General features: G+C 66.0%; 10 protein-coding genes. 3 read left to right on the top strand and 7 right to left on the bottom strand.

Annotated elements, in window-relative coordinates:
* Positions 1-2,442, bottom strand: a complete 2,442-nt coding sequence (locus GQY20_RS22615) for a TonB-dependent receptor (protein WP_157219426.1) — start codon at positions 2,440-2,442, stop codon at positions 1-3.
* 30 nt (positions 2,443-2,472) lie between these two features.
* A complete protein-coding gene (locus GQY20_RS22610; protein WP_157219425.1) occupies positions 2,473-3,972 on the bottom strand; it encodes an aldehyde dehydrogenase in 1,500 nt (499 codons plus the stop codon).
* A gap of 295 nt (positions 3,973-4,267) precedes the next feature.
* Here GQY20_RS22610 and GQY20_RS22605 point away from each other — a divergent pair, with 295 nt between their 5' ends.
* The 3 genes from GQY20_RS22605 to GQY20_RS22595 are packed head-to-tail and all read left to right on the top strand — an operon-like array spanning position 4,268 to position 8,973.
* Positions 4,268-6,010, top strand: coding sequence for an N-acyl-D-amino-acid deacylase family protein (locus GQY20_RS22605; RefSeq protein WP_157219600.1), 1,743 nt, complete (start codon positions 4,268-4,270; stop codon positions 6,008-6,010).
* Complete coding sequence (locus tag GQY20_RS22600) at positions 6,003-7,001, top strand: alpha/beta hydrolase (protein WP_157219424.1); 999 nt, start codon at positions 6,003-6,005, stop codon at positions 6,999-7,001. Before GQY20_RS22605 ends, GQY20_RS22600 begins: the two co-directional genes overlap by 8 nt.
* Positions 7,002-7,047: 46 nt before the next feature.
* Entirely contained in the window at positions 7,048-8,973 is a 1,926-nt protein-coding gene (locus GQY20_RS22595; RefSeq protein WP_157219423.1) for a flavin-containing monooxygenase, read from the top strand.
* Positions 8,974-9,010: 37 nt separating this feature from the next.
* On the opposite strand, the gene GQY20_RS22590 is transcribed toward GQY20_RS22595, so the two are convergent.
* The 5 genes from GQY20_RS22590 to GQY20_RS22570 form a co-directional block, all read right to left on the bottom strand.
* Positions 9,011-10,336 carry an amidohydrolase family protein gene (locus tag GQY20_RS22590; RefSeq protein WP_157219422.1) on the bottom strand — a complete coding sequence of 442 codons (1,326 nt, stop codon included), beginning with the start codon at positions 10,334-10,336 and terminating at the stop codon, positions 9,011-9,013.
* Positions 10,337-10,507: 171 nt separating this feature from the next.
* Positions 10,508-12,145, bottom strand: a complete 1,638-nt coding sequence (locus tag GQY20_RS22585) for an AMP-binding protein (RefSeq protein ID WP_198351129.1) — start codon at positions 12,143-12,145, stop codon at positions 10,508-10,510.
* A gap of 104 nt (positions 12,146-12,249) precedes the next feature.
* Positions 12,250-13,971 carry an N-acyl-D-amino-acid deacylase family protein gene (locus tag GQY20_RS22580; protein WP_157219421.1) on the bottom strand — a complete coding sequence of 574 codons (1,722 nt, stop codon included), beginning with the start codon at positions 13,969-13,971 and terminating at the stop codon, positions 12,250-12,252.
* Between the two features lie 23 nt (positions 13,972-13,994).
* On the bottom strand, positions 13,995-15,632 hold the full coding sequence (locus tag GQY20_RS22575) for a GMC family oxidoreductase (protein ID WP_198351128.1): 1,638 nt from the start codon (positions 15,630-15,632) through the stop codon (positions 13,995-13,997).
* Positions 15,633-15,640: 8 nt separating this feature from the next.
* A complete protein-coding gene (locus GQY20_RS22570) occupies positions 15,641-18,001 on the bottom strand; it encodes a membrane-bound PQQ-dependent dehydrogenase, glucose/quinate/shikimate family (protein ID WP_157219419.1) in 2,361 nt (786 codons plus the stop codon).
* Positions 18,002-18,100: the final 99 nt, after the last annotated feature.

The raw sequence follows: 18,100 nt of genomic DNA, 5'->3' as shown, positions 1-18,100 counted from the left end.
TCAGCGGGTGCCGAACTTGTAGGTGACGCGAGCCATCAGTTCGCGGCCCCGCGCCACAGCGGCGTAGCGATCGCCGAGTACGCCAGTGGCGCCACCGGCTGCGCTGCCCGTGAATGGCACATCGGTGGACGCGACATAATAAAATTTGTTAGTGAGATTGCGACCGATGAACGCCAGCTCCCAGCGATCGTCCGCCTGCGAGAGGCGCACCGTAGCGTCGAGCAGCGCATAGTGCGGCATCACGCCGCCGGGCGCATTTGTAACGTCGGTGAAGATCTTGCTGCTATAATTGGCATCGACCGAGAGGCCGAGCTTCAGCGCCGCACTGAGCGCCGTTTCGTACATGATGCCGCCAGACAGCGACCAGCGCGGTGCGCGCGGCAGCGTCTGCCCAGCAAGATTTTGCGCCGGATTGCCGTCTACGATCGTGCAGCCGAGCGCAATGGTCTGCCCGTTGTAGCAGGGCGCGTTGGGGAAGCTGGTGTAGACCGCCTTATTGTAGGCGGCGGCGCCGCGCACTGACAGGCCTTCCAGCGGGAAGCGATAGTTGAAGTCGAATTCGATGCCTTTCACCCGCACCGATGCAGCGTTTCTGATGAAGTTGGTCGCATTGATATAATTCTGCACTTGCAGATTAGATACTGAATAAGTGTAGCCGGCGAGGTTGAGGCGGAGCCGGTTGTGCAGCACCAGTGCCTTGACGCCTGCCTCGAAACCTTTGATCGACTGTTGATCGTAGGTGAGATCCTGGGTGAAGTCCGTGGATCCCGAGTTGAAGCCGCCCGACAGGAAACCGTGCTTGTAAGAGCCGAAAAAGGTGAGATTGGACGTAGGCCGGTAGGACAGCGTGATTTCCGGCGAGAAATCCTTCCAGCTGTCCTTGCGCGGCGACGTGGCGCTGCCCGGAATGTCGTCCGCCGACGAAAGCGGCACATAGGCGAACGGATTGCCGGAGCCGATCGCCTGGCTCTGCACCTTGGTCAGCCGCTTTCGCTCATAGGAATAGCGGCCGCCGACATTCACCTCGATCACGTCGATCGGCTTCCAGCTCAGTTGCAGGAAGGCGGAATAGGCCTGGCCTTTCTGGGTCAGCTGATAGTTATTGATCTGGAAGGGCGTGCGGAGCGGCACGAAGCCGAGGCCGTTCGCGGCAAGGATGGGCAGGCCCGCCGCCTCAGTGGCAAACAGATAGGTCGTCGATCCCGTCGTAGCCCAGGTGTTCGACAGATAGACGCCGGCGGTGAAGTTCAAAGGCCCGTCATAATTGCTCTGGAGCCGCAATTCCTGCGAAAGCTCGCGATCCTTGAGGTTGTTCGTGCTGGGAAGCGCGACATTATAGTCGTTTTCGTAATTCTGAGCCTGGATGAGATTCACATAATAGAGGCCGGTCACCGACGTGACGGTGAGATTGTCGCTCGGATGATAGTTCATCTCTAGGCCGGCAAGGACCTGATCCTGGTTCAGATAGTTCCTGCCATCCTTGAACTTGGGATTGATCGTTCCCACGACTGGGCCCGAACCGGGATTGATCACATGGTCGTTCGCGCGGCAATCGTCGGTGATGCCGGTCTGCGGGCTGCCCTGCGGACAGAAGATGTAGCCGGTCGCGCCGGCCGGACCGGTCGTCTCGGTGCGGGCATAATTGACTTTCAGCCGCGCGTTGAAATTGTCGGTCGGCTCCCACTTCAGCGTGAGGCGCGCCGCATAGTCGCGGCCCTTCGGCGTGCGCGCGCTGCTGGTGGGCCGCACATAGGCATTGTCGGGAATATTATTCTTCAGATAGCCGTTGAGATCGCCGAAATATCCCGACAGACGGACGCCGAGCTTATCGTTGATCGGGCCCGAGACATAGCCTTCGGTGCGGATCTCGCGGCCTTCGAACTCATAGCCGGTGCGGATCATCGCCTCGAAATGCGATCCCGGATCCGCGGTGCGGATCGAGATGATGCCGGCCGGGCTGTTCTTGCCGAAGAACAGCGCCTGCGGTCCCTTCAGCACCTCGACCTGCGCGATGTCGGTATCGGACACGCGGCGGAGATTGCCTTTGGCGACCTGCACCCCATCGATGTTGAACGAGACGGCCTGATCGCCGAACGGATTCGAATCCGGGCCGGAAACGCCGCGCAGCGCGAAGTTGCCACCCTGCACGCTGCCGCCCTGCGGGCCGATGATCAGCTGCGGAACCGTCCGTGCGATGCCGTCGAGATTGTTGATCGCGCGGCGCTGCAGCTCCTGCGCACCGACTGCAGAGACCACGACGGGCACGGATATCGAGGTTTCGTCGCGCTTTCGGGCGGTGACGATGATGTCGCCCACATCCGCGGGCGCGCCGGCGGTGCTGGCCGCGGCCGGTGCGTCCGCACCCTCGGCATAAGCCGTTCCGGCGCACAGGCTCATGGCGGCTGACGTCAGCAGGGCGGGCATCATGCTATTCTTGTTCATCGATCTTCCCCTCTCATTCTGTTCTGTGTCTCAGCCGTGCAGGTGGCTCGGCCTGCCGTCCAGGATCATCGTCTTCGATTCCAGGAAGGGCAGCAGCCCTTCGCGTCCGCCCTCGCGGCCGATGCCGGATTGCTTGAAGCCGCCGAAGGCGATCGAGAAATCGCCGCGCGCGCCATTATGGCCGACGGTGCCGGAGCGCAGCTCGCGCATCACCGCATAGGCGCGATCGATGTCGTTGGTGAACACCGAGGCGTTGAGGCCGAAAATAGTGTCGTTGGCGATCGCCACCGCCTGCTCCTCATCATCGGCCGGGATGATGCTGATCACCGGCCCGAAAATCTCCTCGCGCGCGATCGTGCTGGCATTGTCGACGTCGCCGAACACGGTCGGCTCGATATAGAAACCGCGGTTGAGGTCGTTCGGCCGGCGTCCTCCGCAGGCGAGCACCGCCCCTTCCGCCAGTCCGGCGGCGATGAAGTTTTCCACGCGCTCGCGCTGCCGGCTCATCGCGAGCGGCCCCATGTCGACATCGTCGGCGAACGGATCGCCCACCCGGATACGGGCGAACTCGGCCGAGAGCGCATCCACCATTGCATCGTGGCGCTTGCGGTTGACCACGATCCGCGTGATCGAGGAACAGACCTGTCCCGTCATCACCCGGGCCGTGCCGGAGATCGATGCCGCCACGGCGCCGACATCATAATCGTCGAGCACCACCGCGGCCGACTTGCCGCCCAGCTCCAGCGTGCAGCGCGCGATGCGCTCGCCGCAGAGCGAAGCGATGCGCCGCCCCGCCGCGCTCGATCCGGTGAAGGTGATCTTGTCCACGTCGGGATGGCGGACGAGCAGCTCGGAAACCTCGCGATCGGCGGTGACGACGTTCAGCACGCCCTTGGGCAGGCCGATCCGCTCGGCCATCTCTGCGACGAAATAGGCGGAGGCCGGCGCCTCGGGCGAGGCCTTGAGCACCACGGTGCAACCCGCCACCAGCGCGGGCGCGATCTTGTAGGCGATCAGGACGGGCGGCGCGTTCCACGGAATGATCGCGCCGACCACGCCCACCGGCTCGCGCACCAGCAAGCCGACCTCGCCGCCCCATTTGGTCGGGTGCCGCTCCTCGAACGGGAAGCTATTCGCAAGCTCGGCATATTGGTCATAGGCGTCGAGCGCGATATGCAGCGCGCCCATGCCCATCATCCGGGTGACGCCCATCTCGCTCGTCCAGATCCGCACGACATCGCCGGCGCGGGCGCGCAGTGCGTCGCCAAGCGCCTTCACGTACCGCCCGCGCTCGGCATGGCCGAGACGACGCCATTCGCCGCGATCGAACGTCGCGCGCGCGGAGGCCACCGCGCGGTTCATGTCGGCTTCCTTGGCCTCGGCCACGCTGACGAACAGTTCCTCGGTGGAGGGCGTGATCACGTCGATCCGGGTATCTGTCGAAGGCGCGACCCATTCGCCGCCGATGAAGAAACGATCGGGATGGCGGATCATCGTCCGAGACGATTGTTCGAGCGTCAGATCGGCCATGGTTACGTCCTCTCGCTTTTCCAACAGCATCGCGTCGCTCCGTGGACGGACGCCACATGTCATGATCCGGATATAATCCCCGCCATGTCCCGCTGTTGAGCGAACGGAATTGCGACGATCGCTCACGTTGTTTCGATCGGCGACCAGATGGACATGCCGCTACATGCTCCTGAGCGCATAAGCTCATGCTCCATTATTACCCTGGATGCACAACAGTTGACGGTACCGGCAGTAGCGACTTGGATCCCCGGCAGACGGATCGCGCATGATCCGCGCCCTGGAGAGAATCGCGACAATGAGCGGCACGGCCTACGACATCGTCATTCGCGGCGGCGCGATCGTCGACGGATCCGGCGCTCCGCCGGTCGCCGGAGACGTGGCCATCATCGGTGACACCATCGCCGCAATCGGCACGATCGCTGCGCGCGGCCGCGAGGAGATCGACGCCGCAGGCCTCCTGGTGACGCCCGGCTTCGTCGACATCCATACCCATTATGACGGCCAGTCGATCTGGGAGAGCCGGCTCAACCCATCCTCGGGCCATGGCGTGACGACGGTGGTTATGGGCAATTGCGGTGTTGGCTTCGCGCCATGCCGACCTGAAGATCGCGAACGCCTGATAGAGCTCATGGAAGGTGTCGAAGACATACCTGGCGTGGTGATGGCCGAAGGATTGAGTTGGGATTGGGAAAGCTATCCGCAATTTCTCGACGCCGTCGACGCTCGCCCGCACGACATCAATATCGCCAGCTATCTTCCGCATGCGGCACTACGCGTGTTCGTGATGGGCAAGCGCGCCAGCGTCGGCGAAGCCGCGACGCCGGCCGACATCGCGCAGATGGCGGAACTGACGCGCGACGCCATGCAGGCGGGAGCGATCGGTTTTTCCACCTCCCGCAGCCTGTTTCACAAGAGCAGCTCCGGCGAATCGATCCCGACCCTAGAGGCCGACAGCGCGGAGCTCGGCGCGATTGCCAGCGCGATGCAGGACGCCGGCAGCGGCATTCTCCAGATCGCAAGCGACTATAAGAACTTCACCGACGTCGACAATGAGTTCGCGCTGATCCGCGACGTTGCGGAAAGAACCGGCCGGGAGATGACTTTGCCGATCGCCCAGACTCACGGCGATCCCGAAAGCTGGCGCAAGATCCTGTCGTTGATCGAAGACGCCAATCGTGACGGCATCACCGTCACCGCGCAGGCGCTGCCGCGCGGAATCGGGCTCCTGCTCGGCCTCGATCTCTCCATGCATCCGTTCAGCTTCTGCCCGAGCTACATGGCAATCCACCATCTGCCACTCGCCGAGCGGATCGAACGCATGCGCGATCCCGCGCTGAAGGCGAGGATCATCGCCGAGACGCCGGTGAAGCCGACCCTACCCCTGCAGCAGCAGGTGCGTCGCTTCGCCGGCATGTTCGAGATCACCGAACCGCTTGACTATGAACCATCGCTCGACCGCTCGCTCGCGGCCCGCGCCGAGCGCGACGGCGTCGTGCCCGAAGCGCTCGCCTATGACATGCTGCTCGGCCGCGGCGCAGGTGCGGCGCTGTTCCTGCCTTTTGCCAACTATGCTCATGGCAATCTCGACGCGGCGCTGGAAATCATCCGGCACGATCATGTCGTGCTCGGCCTCGGCGACGGCGGTGCGCATTATGGGGTGATCTGCGATGCCAGCTACCCGACCTTCCTGCTTGCCTACTGGACGCGCGACCGGACCCGCGGCGAGCGGCTGGCGCTGCCGGACGTCGTGAAGGCGCTCACTTCCGAGACTGCGCGCGCCGTCGGCCTGCGCGACCGCGGCCTGATCGCACCGGGCTATCGCGCCGATATCAACCTGATCGATCATGCCAGGCTGACGCTTGGCGCACCCGAAGTGGCGTTCGACCTGCCGGCCGGCGGCCGGCGGCTGACCCAGCGCGCGAGCGGCTATGTCGCGACCATCGTCAACGGCATCGTCGTCTATCGCGAGGGCGAGCCGACCGGCGCCTTGCCCGGCCGGCTGATCCGCGGCCCGCAGCCGGCGCCCGTCCATGCCTGACCCGATCGTCCGGCCCGACGTCGCCGCCTTCCTCGCTCTGCTCGCTTCTCAACCCGCCCCCAGCTTCGCGGAGTTAGGCCCGGCACAGGCACGCGCGGCGATGGGCGCCATGGGCGCGATGTTCGATCTTCCGATGATCGGGATGGCGCGGGACGAGGCGTTCGTGGCCGAGGGACCGGACGGTGATGCCATCCCACTGCGGCTATTCGATCCTCGCCCGTTCCGGGAAGCATCGCGGGTCGTGATGTTCTTCCATGGCGGAGGCTTCGTGCTGGGCGATGTCGCCGGCTACGCCGCGCCATGCTCGGCCATCGCGGCCATGCTCGATCTGCCGGTGGTGTCGGTTGACTATCGCCTCGCGCCGGAACACCCTTGGCCCGCCGGACCGGACGATTGCGAGGCAGCGGCGCGCTTCGTCGCCGACCGGGCGGCGCTCGGCTTTGCGGTCGAAGGCCTGATCCTGATCGGAGACAGCGCCGGCGGCGGCCTGGCGGTGGTGACGGCCATGGCGCTGCGCGATGCGCCGGCGCGGGCGCCGGTGATGGCGCTCTGCGCGCTCTATCCCGTCGCGGATCAGCTATCGGAGCATCCGTCCTACGAAGATTTCGCTGGGGGCCATCTGCTCGGGCGGGAGGATATGCGCTGGTTCCTCGATGCCTATGGCGCAGACCGCGCGCATTGGCGCGCCTCGCCGCTCGCCGGCCGGATGGAGGAGCTGCCACCGGCCGTCATCGCCACAGCCTCGCTCGATCCGCTGCGCGACGAAGGTCGCGCGCTCGCCGCGGCGCTGGCTTCGGCCGGCGTCGCCACGGCCTTTTATGAGGCGAAGGGGATGGTGCATGGCTTCCTCAGCATGCGTAAGGCCATGCCCTCCGGCATCGCGGATCTGGAAGCCAGCCTCGGCCTGCTGAAGGCGCTGCTGCCAGGGGCTACACCAGCCGGCAATGCGCTGTGCACGTCTGAGTATGGGACGCACGCCGACGGACCTTAAGGTCCGGTCCGAGAGACGGGGAAGACCCGGTCCAGGTGGAGGATATATGTCTGAGTCGGTGGCGCGGGCCGAAACCCTTTTCTTCGGCCGAACCGAAAGTGAGGTGCGCGCGGCGATCGCGCAGGCGGTGCCGAACGTGCTGCGCCTCGCCCTCTACGAGGCGACCCGCGATCCCGAGCTTGCCGCGATGGAAGTGGAGCGCAAGCCCTATTGGGGCGGTGCCTTCTTCGTCTCCGAGTTGGTCGAGCGGCACGTCCCCCGCGTCCAGGAGATGGCAACGGACTTCATTCTCCGGGGCGGCTCCGCCGGCGCTAAGCCGTCCGCTGGCGAGCTGCGCGGCATGATGGACATGCTGATCGGCCAGCCGGTCAGCGATTTCAACTATGAGGTCGGTCGCGGCGACCTGATCGACGATCCCTTCCCGCTCGGCGTAGACTGGCACAAGGAGCCGTCCGCCGAGGTGAAGCAGGCCTTCCATGTGGTGATCATCGGCGCAGGGCTGGCCGGTCTGTCGACCGGCATCCAGCTCGACCGGCTCGGCATTCCCTATACGATCGTCGAGCGCAATCCTGAGGTCGGCGGCACTTGGTGGGTGAACGACTATCCCGAGGCGCGAGTCGATATCGCTAGCCATCATTATCAATATTCGTTCATGAAGAACTATCCCTGGCGCCATTATTTCGCTACCCAGAGCGAACTGCTCGACTATGCCCGCACCGTCGCTGCCCGGTTCGATCTGCGCCGCAACATTCGTCTGAGCACCATGGTGACTTCAGCCGACTGGGACGAGGAGAGCGCAACCTGGCGGGTCGGCATGCGTGGCCCGGACGGGCAGGAGGAGATGCTGGTCTGTAACGCGGTGATCAGCGCGGCCGGACTCTTCAATTCGATCAACATGCCCGACATTCCCGGCATCGGGGACTATCAGGGCAAGATGTTCCACACCACCGCATGGGACCATGGCTATGATTTCAGCGGCAAGAAGGTCGCGCTGATCGGCGCCGGCTCGACCGGCGCACAGCTCATGCCCGCGCTCGCCGAGAAAGCGGAGCATCTCACCGTCTATCAAAGATCGCCGCAATGGGTTTCGGCAATCGATGGCTACCGCGCTGAGATCTCGGCCGAGGTGCAATGGCTGTTCGACAATTTCCCCAATTATTGGGGCTGGTACAGCTACTTCACCTTCTGCATCAACATGGGTGGCGACCCGGAAGGGCTGCAGGATGTCGATCCCGAATGGCAGCGCAAGGGCGGCCTGATCAGCCATCGCAATGACGAGCTGCGCAAGCATAATATCGAGTATATCAAGTCCAAGGTCGGCCATCGCCCCGACCTGTCCGAAAAGCTCATCCCGAACTTCGCGCCCTTCGCCAAGCGCCCGGTGGTCGACAATGGCTGGTTCGATGCCCTCAATCGACCCAACGTCGATCTGGTGACGAGCCCGATCAGACGGATCACCGCGGACGGCATCCAAAGCGACGATGGCGACCGCGCCTTCGACCTGATCGTCCTCGGCGCCGGCTTCAAGACCGAGCGCTATATGTGGCCGGTCGCGTATCGCGGCCGCGGCGGGGTTTCGCTCGAAGAGGCCTGGGAGAAGGACGGCGCGCGCGCCTATCTCGGCATCAGCGTGCCCGATTTCCCCAACCTGTTCGTGATCTATGGGCCCAACGGCCAGGCGCGGTCGGGCGGACTGATCAAATGGCTCGAAATCTGGTCGCGCTATGCGTTGCGCATGATCGTGACCATGATCGAGGACGGCCATCGTTCGCTGAGCGTGCGCCATGACGTTCATGACGAGTATAATCATAGCATGGACCAAGCGCTGAAGCTCTGTGTGTGGGGTCAGGAGGGTTCGGCCTCCTATTATGTCAATTCGCACGGCCGATCATCGGTGAACATGCCGTGGAAGCCGGCCGAATTCTATGCTTGGGTGCGCGAGCCGGATCTCGATAAATATGACGTGAGGTAACGACTTCATCCTTCCCTGCAGGGGAGGATGAAGAAGGTTATTCCGCCGCTTGGGAGATATTCGGCGCGAATTGCGGTGTCGGCCGCTCACTCAAACCACCGCTCACGATCCGCCCGCCCAGCATCACGACCCTCAGATGGCGATCCGGCTCCGTCAATATCCCCGGCGTCGCGATCGGATCGCCATCGACCACGATCAGGTTCGCCTCCATTCCCTCGAGGATCAGCCCCTCCGTCGCCGCCGTCCGGGTCAGCCGCGCGCCGTTGCGGGTCGCCCAGCGCAGCACGCGCTCCGCGGAAATCCCCATATCCTCAATATAGACGAGCAATTCGCGCGCATAGACGCCGGGGGCATGGCCCATGCCCTGCGCGCCAAAATCGTCGCCTGGAACGATGTTCACCCCTGCCGCATCCGCCTTGTGCAGCATGATGCGGGCATTGTCCCAGGCGGCGTCCATCTGGTGGCCGGCACGCGCTTCGCCAGCGCCGCCATAGCTGGCCAGCTTGGTGAACAGCAGGCTCGGTATCCAGGTCGTGCCGGCTTGCACCATCGCCGCGATGCAATCCTCGTCGATCTCGTCGGCGTGATCGATGATGTCGACACCGACCGCAATGCATTCGCGGATCGATGCGCTGCTGTTGGTATGCGCGCGAACACGGGCACCTCGCTCATGCGCGGTCCGCACCACCACCTCGAGCTCGGCGTGCGAGAGGCCGCGATAGGTGGGCAGCAGGTCGAAGCCGTGTCCGCCGGTCGGCAGGATCTTGATCACCTCGGCGCCGCGCAATATCTCCTGCCGCACCGCTTTCGCGATCTGCTCGGGCCCATCGGCGAAGACATTGCCGCCGATGCGGCGCACGCCGCCCATCATCTGCACGTCGTTGGCCCACCAATGGCCGCGATCCTCATAATCGCCGGTGGTGACGACGTGGCGGCTGCACGGCACCAGCATCGGCCCGTCGAACATGCCGCGCTCGATCGCGACCTTCATCTGCCAGTCGAGATCGTTGCTGCAGCTTCCCGAGACGATCCGCGTGATGCCTGAGCGCAGCGCGATCTGAAGCGACGTCGCCGCCGCGAGCGCGAGCAGCGCGGGAGGCTCCTCGGTGCCGAGGAAGATGCCGCCACGGCCGGCGCCAAAGCGAGGCGGTCCGATATCGAGGAATTCGCCATGCCAATGGCCGACCGTCATGCCGGGCATCAGCGTCGCACCACCGAGATCGACCGCCCGAGCGTGCGAGGGCGCAGGATCGCGGCCGACACCGGCGATCCGCCCGTCCGCGATCAAGATAGTATAGCCGGCTCCGCGAGCCGCCTCGCCGTCGAACAGCTGCGCGTTGGTAAAGGCGATCGGTTCCGCCATGGCCCTGCTCCCGCCGCCGCGTATCCTCTGCCGCGGTCCTCCACAGAGAGTAGCGCAGGCCTTCCAGCTCCGGTGTGACTGTGAGGGCCGCCGCGATTGCCTCAAGCCGCATCCGCCATATCGCGCCTGATCATCCCCCCTGCGGCTGGAAGGGGATGCGCGTCATGCCGCTCAGCTCTGGCCGCCCGCGGTCCGGCGGGTGCGTGCGACGACGATGCCGGCGGCGGCTCGGTCCCACGTGGCCGCGGTCACGCCTTCGGTGCGCAGCACATGCTTCTGGATCTTGCCGGTCGGCGTGGTCGGGAAGACCGAGCGGAACTCGATGAAGCGCGGCACGGCGAAATGCGGCAGCCTGTCGATCGACCAGCGGCACAGCTCCTCCTCGGATAAGGTGACGCCCTCCTTGAGAATCGCGGTCAGCTTCAGCTCGTCCTCGGCATGTTCGGAGGCGACCGAATGGACCGCCACCTCGGCCAGCGCGCCATGCGCGCGGAAGCTGGCCTCGACCTCGAAGCTGGAGATATTCTCGCCCCCGCGGCGCAGATAATCCTTCTTGCGATCGACGAAGTAGAAGAAGTCCTGCGCGTCGAACTTGCCGATATCGCCGGTGTGGAACCACATGTCGCGGGTGGCGGCGACGGTCGCCTCCGGCCGCCGCCAATAGCCTTGGAACATGATGCCGGGCCGCCGCGGTCGCACGACGATCTCGCCGGGTACATCGGGCGGGCATTCATTGCCGGCATCGTCGAGGATGCGCACCTCGAAATCGTCATGCCGCCGGCCGGACGATCGGTCCGGCGTCTCCTCATAGGAGGAAACCAGCGTGATCATGCAGCATTCGGTCATGCCATAGCCCGGCTGGGAGACGTGCTGCACCCCGAACCTCTCGCGCCACAACCGCTTCAGCTGCGCATCGATCGGCGAACCGTACAGCACCTTGATCTGGCCATGGCAGCGCCGCGCGGCCTCGCTGTCCGGAGCGCCGGGAATGAGGCTCAGCATAACGCTGAGCATCGAGACATGGGTAGCGCCGCTGCGCTCGATCTCGGGCCAGAAATTGGAGACGGAGAAGCGCGGATAGATCGACGCCGTCGCCCGCGCCGTCACCGCGTTGAGCAAGGTGCCGAAGGCGGCATTGGCGTGGAACAGCGGGCATGGCGTCCACACCACGTCGCCCGACGCGAGCCGCGTATGCCACTGATTCTGCCGGGCGAAATTGCAGGCATAGCCGTGCGGCACCATGCAGCCCTTGGACGGACCGGTGGTACCGGAGGTGTAGATCAGCATCGCCAGGTCGGACGGCGCCACCGCCCGCCCGATCGGGAGCGGCGCGGCCGATCGGATCGTGTCAAGCGGCCGCACCACCAGCGCACCCACCGCATCGATGCCGCCGCCGCAGGCGAGCACCAGGCCGAGATCGGGCAGATCGGCCGCGATGGCCCGCACGCGCTCGACATAATCGGCCTCGGCAACGACGATCCGCGCACCAGCATCGGCGATCTGATGGCGCAGATAATCGCCCTTATAGTCGGTGTTGATCGGCACATAGACTGCGCCGATCTCGTTCACCGCGAACCAGACGAAGACCGCTTCGGGGCCATTGTCGAGAATGCCGCAGACGCGCTCGCCCGGCTCGACGCCGAGCGCGACGAGGCCGTTGGCAAGACGCAGCACCTCGTCGCGCGCCTCGGCATAGCTGTAGCGGGTACCGGAAAAGTCGACGAAGACACGATCAGGCGCCTCCTCGCAGGCTGCGCGGAAGAGATCGGGAATGGTGGTCAGCCCCGCCATGGTCCAAGTGTCCGGCACGTCATTCGCCTCTCGATAGCAAGGCAAGGCTGCCGCCTTTCGGATGCCGTTGCCAGAGCGCGGAGCCGAGCGGCAAGGCATATGGCATCGAGGTGCAAGCCCCGTCAGGCGGCGGCCACGGGCCGCGTACCGCGCACCAGCCGCCCGGGCAGCCGGCCGGTCGCCACCCCCTCGCGATACGTCACCTCGCCGTTGACGATCGTCGCGACGAAGCCGCGCGCTTCCTGGGTCAGGCGGCCGCCGCCTATCGGCAGGTCGTAGATCATGTGCGGCCGGCCGAGCGACAGGCGATCAAGGTCGATCACGTTCAGATCGGCGCGCAGGCCCACCGCGATCCGGCCGCGATCGTTGAGGTCGACCGCGCGCGCACAATCCCAGCTCAGCGAGCGGATCATGCCGGCGAGGCTCAGCTTGCCGGCCTCCTCCCCCGTCCAGCGCAACAGATTATAGGTCGGCAGGCTCGCGTCGCAGATCGATCCGCAATGGGCGCCGCCGTCGCCGAGGCCCGGCACCGTCACATCGCTGCGCATCATCGTCTCGACCGCTTCGATGCTGTTGCCGACGAAATTGGCCGCCGGAATGTAGAAGATGTGCCGTCCGTCGCCGGACACCATCCGGTCGAACATGTGCTCGGCCGCCGGCGCGCCGCGCCGCGCGGCCTGGGACGCCATGCTGTCGTCGGGCCGGGGCTCGTAATCGAGCCGGTCGGTCAGCTCGAAGATGAACTCGGGCGCGGTCAGCGCGGCGGCGACCGGCTCCCAGGATCTGCACGGATATTGGCCAGTGATCGCCGCCCGTCGCGCGGGCTCGCGCAGCGCCGCAAGCCGCTCCTCGAACGGCAGGTCGGCGATCTCCCGATAGGCGGGGCAGAAGCTGAACGGGTTGACGCTGAGCTCGAGCCCGGCGAGCAGCCCGACCGGCCGACCGCAGACCTGCGCGGTCACCGCCATCCCCTCGGCGCGCGCCTGCTCGGCCGCCGCGAGCACGGTCCGCCAGCGATCGGGCGTGGGGCGCATCTGGAGCAGCGAGAAGGTCATCCGCCGCCCCGATCCCTCCGCTACGCGGCGGAGCATCGCGAAATCCGCCTCGGGCTCGTCGAAATCGGAGATCGCCTGGAAGATCCCCTGGCCCGCGGCGGCCAACCCTCCGGCAATACCGGTCAGCTCGCCCTCGGCCGCAGAATAGCTCGGCGTCAGCCGGCCATCGCTTGCCTTGTGGTTGATCGAGCGCGAAGTGGCGAAGCCAAGCGCCCCGGCTTCCACCGCTTCACGTGCCAACCGCGCCATCTCGGCGATGTCGGCGTCCGTCGCCGGCTCGCGGCTCATCGCCCGCTCGCCCATCACATAGAGGCGCAAGGGTGCGTGCGGCAGATAGGCGGCGACATCCATGTCGAAGCGGCGCCCGGCGAGAAAATCGAGATAGGAAGGGAAATCCTCCCATTTCCAGGGCAGCCCTTCGGTCATGACGATGCCCGGGATATCCTCGACGCCCTCCATCAACGCGATCAGCTTGTCGCGATCGTCCGGCCGGCAAGGCGCGAAGCCGACCCCACAATTGCCCATCACCGCGGTCGTCACGCCATGGTTGGACGAGGGGTAGAGCCGCTCGGCCCAGGTGGCGTGGCCGTCATAATGGGTGTGGATGTCGACGAAGCCGGGCGTCACGATGCAACCAGAGGCATCGATCTCCTCGGCCGCCCCGCCCGTGACCGCGCCCACCGCCGCGATCCGGCCGTCCTTGACCGCCACGCCGGCGCGTACCGGCTCGCCGCCCATGCCATCATGGACGAGGCCGTTGCGCACGATCAGATCATAGTGCGCCGTCATCGCCGTCTCTCCGTCATTCGCGTTCAGGCGGCATTGCGCAGCCGCGCATCCTCGAGGATCAGGTCCGACGCCCGCCAGCCGAGCGCCATCGCAGGCCCGTTGGTGTTGCCGGAGACCAGCGCCGGCATCGCCGAGCAGTCGACCACGCGTAGCCCCTCCACGCCGCGCACGCGTAGCCGCTCGTCGAGCACCGCATTCTCGTCTCGGCCCATCCGGCAGGTGCCGACCGCATGGGTGCCGCAGGTCGCGCTGCGATAAACCATGTCGAGTATGTCCTCGTCGGACTGGACGTCCGCGCCGGGGAGCACCTCCTCGCCCAATATGTCGGCAAGCGCCGGGCGGGCGAGATAGGCGCGTATATATTTGAGCATCGCCACGGCGAGGCTGCGATCATGCTCGGTGGTCAACCAGTTGGGGCGAATATCGAGCGGCGCGTCCGGATCCGGTCCACCAATCGCGAGCCCACCCTCGCTCGTCAGGCGCAGCATCTGGGCATAGACCGACATGCCCGGCTGCCGCTCCACGACAGGGAGCGGATTGGCGACATTCTCGCCCTCAGGACGCACCATCGTCGCGCCGCCGAGATAGAGCTGGACGTCGGGGCGGGTCGCAGCCGGATCGACCTTCACGAAGGCGCCCACCTCCAGCGGACCGCTGGAGAGCGGCCCCGAATGAAAGGCGAGATATTGCAGGATGCTGCCCGCAAGGCCGAGTCCGCGGAAGCGATGGTTGAGCCCGCGCTCGCCGCCCTTCAGCCGGTGGGTCAGGGTGAAGCCGAGATGCTCGAGCAGATGCCCGCCAACATCGGGGCTGTCATGGACCACGGGGATGCCGTGGTGTCGGAGCAGCGCGCCTGGCCCGATGCCGGAGAGCTGGAGCAGCTTAGGGCTCTGGAGGGCGCTCGCGGAAACGACGATCTCGCGGCTTGCCGCGAAACGCACCCGGCGCTCGCCGATGCGGCAGGCGACGCGCGCGGCACGCCGGGCATCGAACGCGATGCGATCGACCATCACCCCGGTCCTGACGGTCAGATTGGGGCGCCCGCGCGCGGCCTTAAGGAAGGTGCGCGATGCACTCTGGCGGCGTCCACCTTTGATATTGTGACTGAAATAGCCGACGCCCTCCTGATCTTCGCGGTTGAGGTCGTCCTTGCGGGCAAGCCCCATCTGCTCGCCCGCGGCGATCAGCCGCTCGGCCAGCGGATAGCGGAAATGCCCGACGCTGATGCCGACCGGCCCGCCGACGCCGCGCACGCCATCGTCGCCCAGCTCATGATCCTCGATCGCGCGGAACGCCTGTTTCATCGCGTCCCAGCTCCATTCGGGGCCGGCCCGCCGCGCCCATTCCTCATAATCCTCCGGCTGGCCGCGCACATAGATCATGCCGTTGATCGAGGAGGAACCACCGAGGCCTCGCCCGCGCACCCAGCTTTCCTTGACGTCGACGCCGTTGCCGCGCGGCTGCCCGACCGCATAGTGCCAGGCATGCGCGGGATCGAGCACCAGCTTGCTGAAGCCCTTCGGCACGCCGATCAGATAGCTGCGATCCTCGCCGCCCGCCTCCAACAGCAGCACGCGATTGGCAGGATCCCGCGATAGCCGGTCGGCGAGCACGCACCCTGCCGACCCCGCGCCGACGATGATGTAATCGAACGTCTCCATCGCCGCTCTCATCCTTTCGCCCGCGGCAGCGCATAGGCGACGAGATAATCGCCGACGCCGTCCTCCAGTTGGGGGTGACCGCTCGCCGGCACGAGCACGATCTGCCGCCCGCTCTTCACCGACCAATAGGTCATCGGGTTGGCGTGGCCGGCTGCCGGCAACCGCGCCTCCCAGAGCAGCGTTCCGCTGCGCGTGTCGAAGGCGCGCAAGGTACGATCCTGCGCCGCGGCAATGAACATCAGCCCGCTCTTCGTCACCATCGACGCGCCGACCGCCGGCACGCCCATTGCGAGGGGCAGGCCCGATTTCAGCCCGAGCGGTCCGCTCTCGCGCCCGGTGCCGAGCGGCTTGCGCCACAGCACCCGCCGCGTAATGAGGTCGACGGCGGCCACTTCGGAGAAGGGCGGCTGGGTGCACGGCACGTTAAGCGGCGAGACGAAGGCGCCGGTCTTCGCAGCGTAACGCGTGCCCTTCTGGTCCCAATGCTTGATGTCCATCGGCGCGTGCTCCGCGTCGAACGGGCGATAGAGCTTCGGATCGGCTGCGGGGCGTGGGATAAGACGATTGCGTAGCGGCAGGTGCATGACGTTCAGCACCATGATCCGCCGCATCGGATCCACCGACACGCCGCCCCATTCCGACCCGCCATAATAGCCCGGATAGACGATCGACGGCTTGATCCCGAGCGGCGTGAAATCGCCGTCGTAGCGCGACTCGCGGAACCGGATTCGGCACCACATCTGATCGAACGGAGTGAGGCCCCACATCTTCGCCTCGGTCAGCCGATCGCCAGTGAAGGAGGGCATGCCGACCGGATAGGGCTGGGTCGGCGAAAGCTGCTCGCCCGGCACCGGATCCTGCGGCACCGGCCGCTCGACCGTCTCGACCAGCGGACGGCCGGTCCTGCGGTCGAGCACGAAGAACACGCCGCGCTTGGTCGGCACGATCACCGCTTGACGCAGCCCCTCGCGCGTCGGGAAATCGGTGAGCGTCGGCGGCGAGGCATTGTCATAGTCCCACACGTCGCGATGCGTCGTCTGGAAGTACCAGCGCAGCGCGCCGGTGTCGGCATCGAGCGCCACGATCGAGCTGCCATATTGATTCATGATCGGCGAACGATGCGCCGCGACATAGTCCGGCGTGGCATTGCCGAGCGGCACATAGACTGCGCCGAGCGCATCGTCCGCGGTCAGCGGCGGCCATGCATTGGGCGTGCCGCGGGTGAACATCTCGCCCGGCCCGGGCATGCCGGTCTGCCCCGGCCGGCCCATGTCCCACGCCCAGGCGAAGGCGCCGGTCGCCGCGTCATAGGCACGGATCACGCCCGACGGCTCGTCCGCCATCTGCCCATCGAGCACCGAGCTGCCAAGCACCAGCTTGCCACGGACGAGGATCGCGGGCGAGGTATAATAGAGATAGCCGCGCGGGACCGGGCCCATGCCCTGTTTCAGGTCGACCTCGCCCTTCACGCCGAAGCTTTCGCACGGTTTCCCGTCGGTGGTGCGCACCGCGATCATGCGCGTATCATGGGTGAGCATCACGATGCGCGGCCCGCAGCCGTCATTCTGCGCCGCGGGCACATAGGTGACACCGCGGCACATCGCCATGACGACGCCGACCCGGTCCATCTTCGGATCATAATGCCAGCGGATCGCGCCTGTTTCGGCATCGAGCGCGACGACGTCGTTGGTCATGCCGCAGGTGTAGAGCGTGTCGCCGATCTTGAGCGGCGTCGCCTCCAGCGCGCCGACCATGCCCTTGGGCGGCATGCCAATCCGCGCGGTCCACAGCGGCTCGAGCTTTCCGACATTGGCAGGCGTGATCTGCGCCAGCGGCGAGAAGCGCTCGGCGGCGTTGCTGTGGCCGATCGCGATCCAGTCGCCCTCGCCTGTCGCGGGCGGAGGCGCCGCGATCTGTGCCTGGGTCGCGATCGCGGCGCGGTCGTTCAAGCTCCAGCCGAAGCCGAGCCCCGCGACGATCAGCGCAGCCACCGCCCCAGAGGCAACCGACCGCTGCACAGGCTTCGGCGTTCCGCGGCGGAACCAGCCGACAAGCATGAAGAGGCCGCCGACGGCCAGCACATCAAGCCGCGGCAGGAGCGCCCAGCCGTCCAGTCCCGATTCGGCGAACGCCCAGACGAGGGTCGCGACGAAAAGGATCAGATAGAGGCCATAGGCGAGCGCGCAACCGTGCCACAGGAGCACGCCCGATGCGATGAGGGCGACGCCAGCCGCGACATAATAAGGCGAGCCGCCGACCATCAGGAGATAGGCGCCGGGCAGGAGATAGAGAGCTCCGGCGATGAACAGGAGGATCGCTACCAGGGGCTCCAACAGGCGCCTCGACTTCGTGCCCTCTGTCGTGATCATCTCATGCTCCTCCCCGCGGCTGTGCCGTCTTGCGCCATAGTCGCGCTGCCCGGGAGCGTGACAAGCCGCGCTGCCCGGTCAGGCAAAGCGGCGGTCATC

Origin of the sequence: Flavisphingomonas formosensis (genome assembly GCF_009755815.1) — a bacterium.
GTDB lineage: Bacteria > Pseudomonadota > Alphaproteobacteria > Sphingomonadales > Sphingomonadaceae > Flavisphingomonas > Flavisphingomonas formosensis.
The sequence above is the reverse complement of the archived record's forward strand: the minus strand, read 5'-3'. Positions and strand labels throughout refer to the sequence as shown.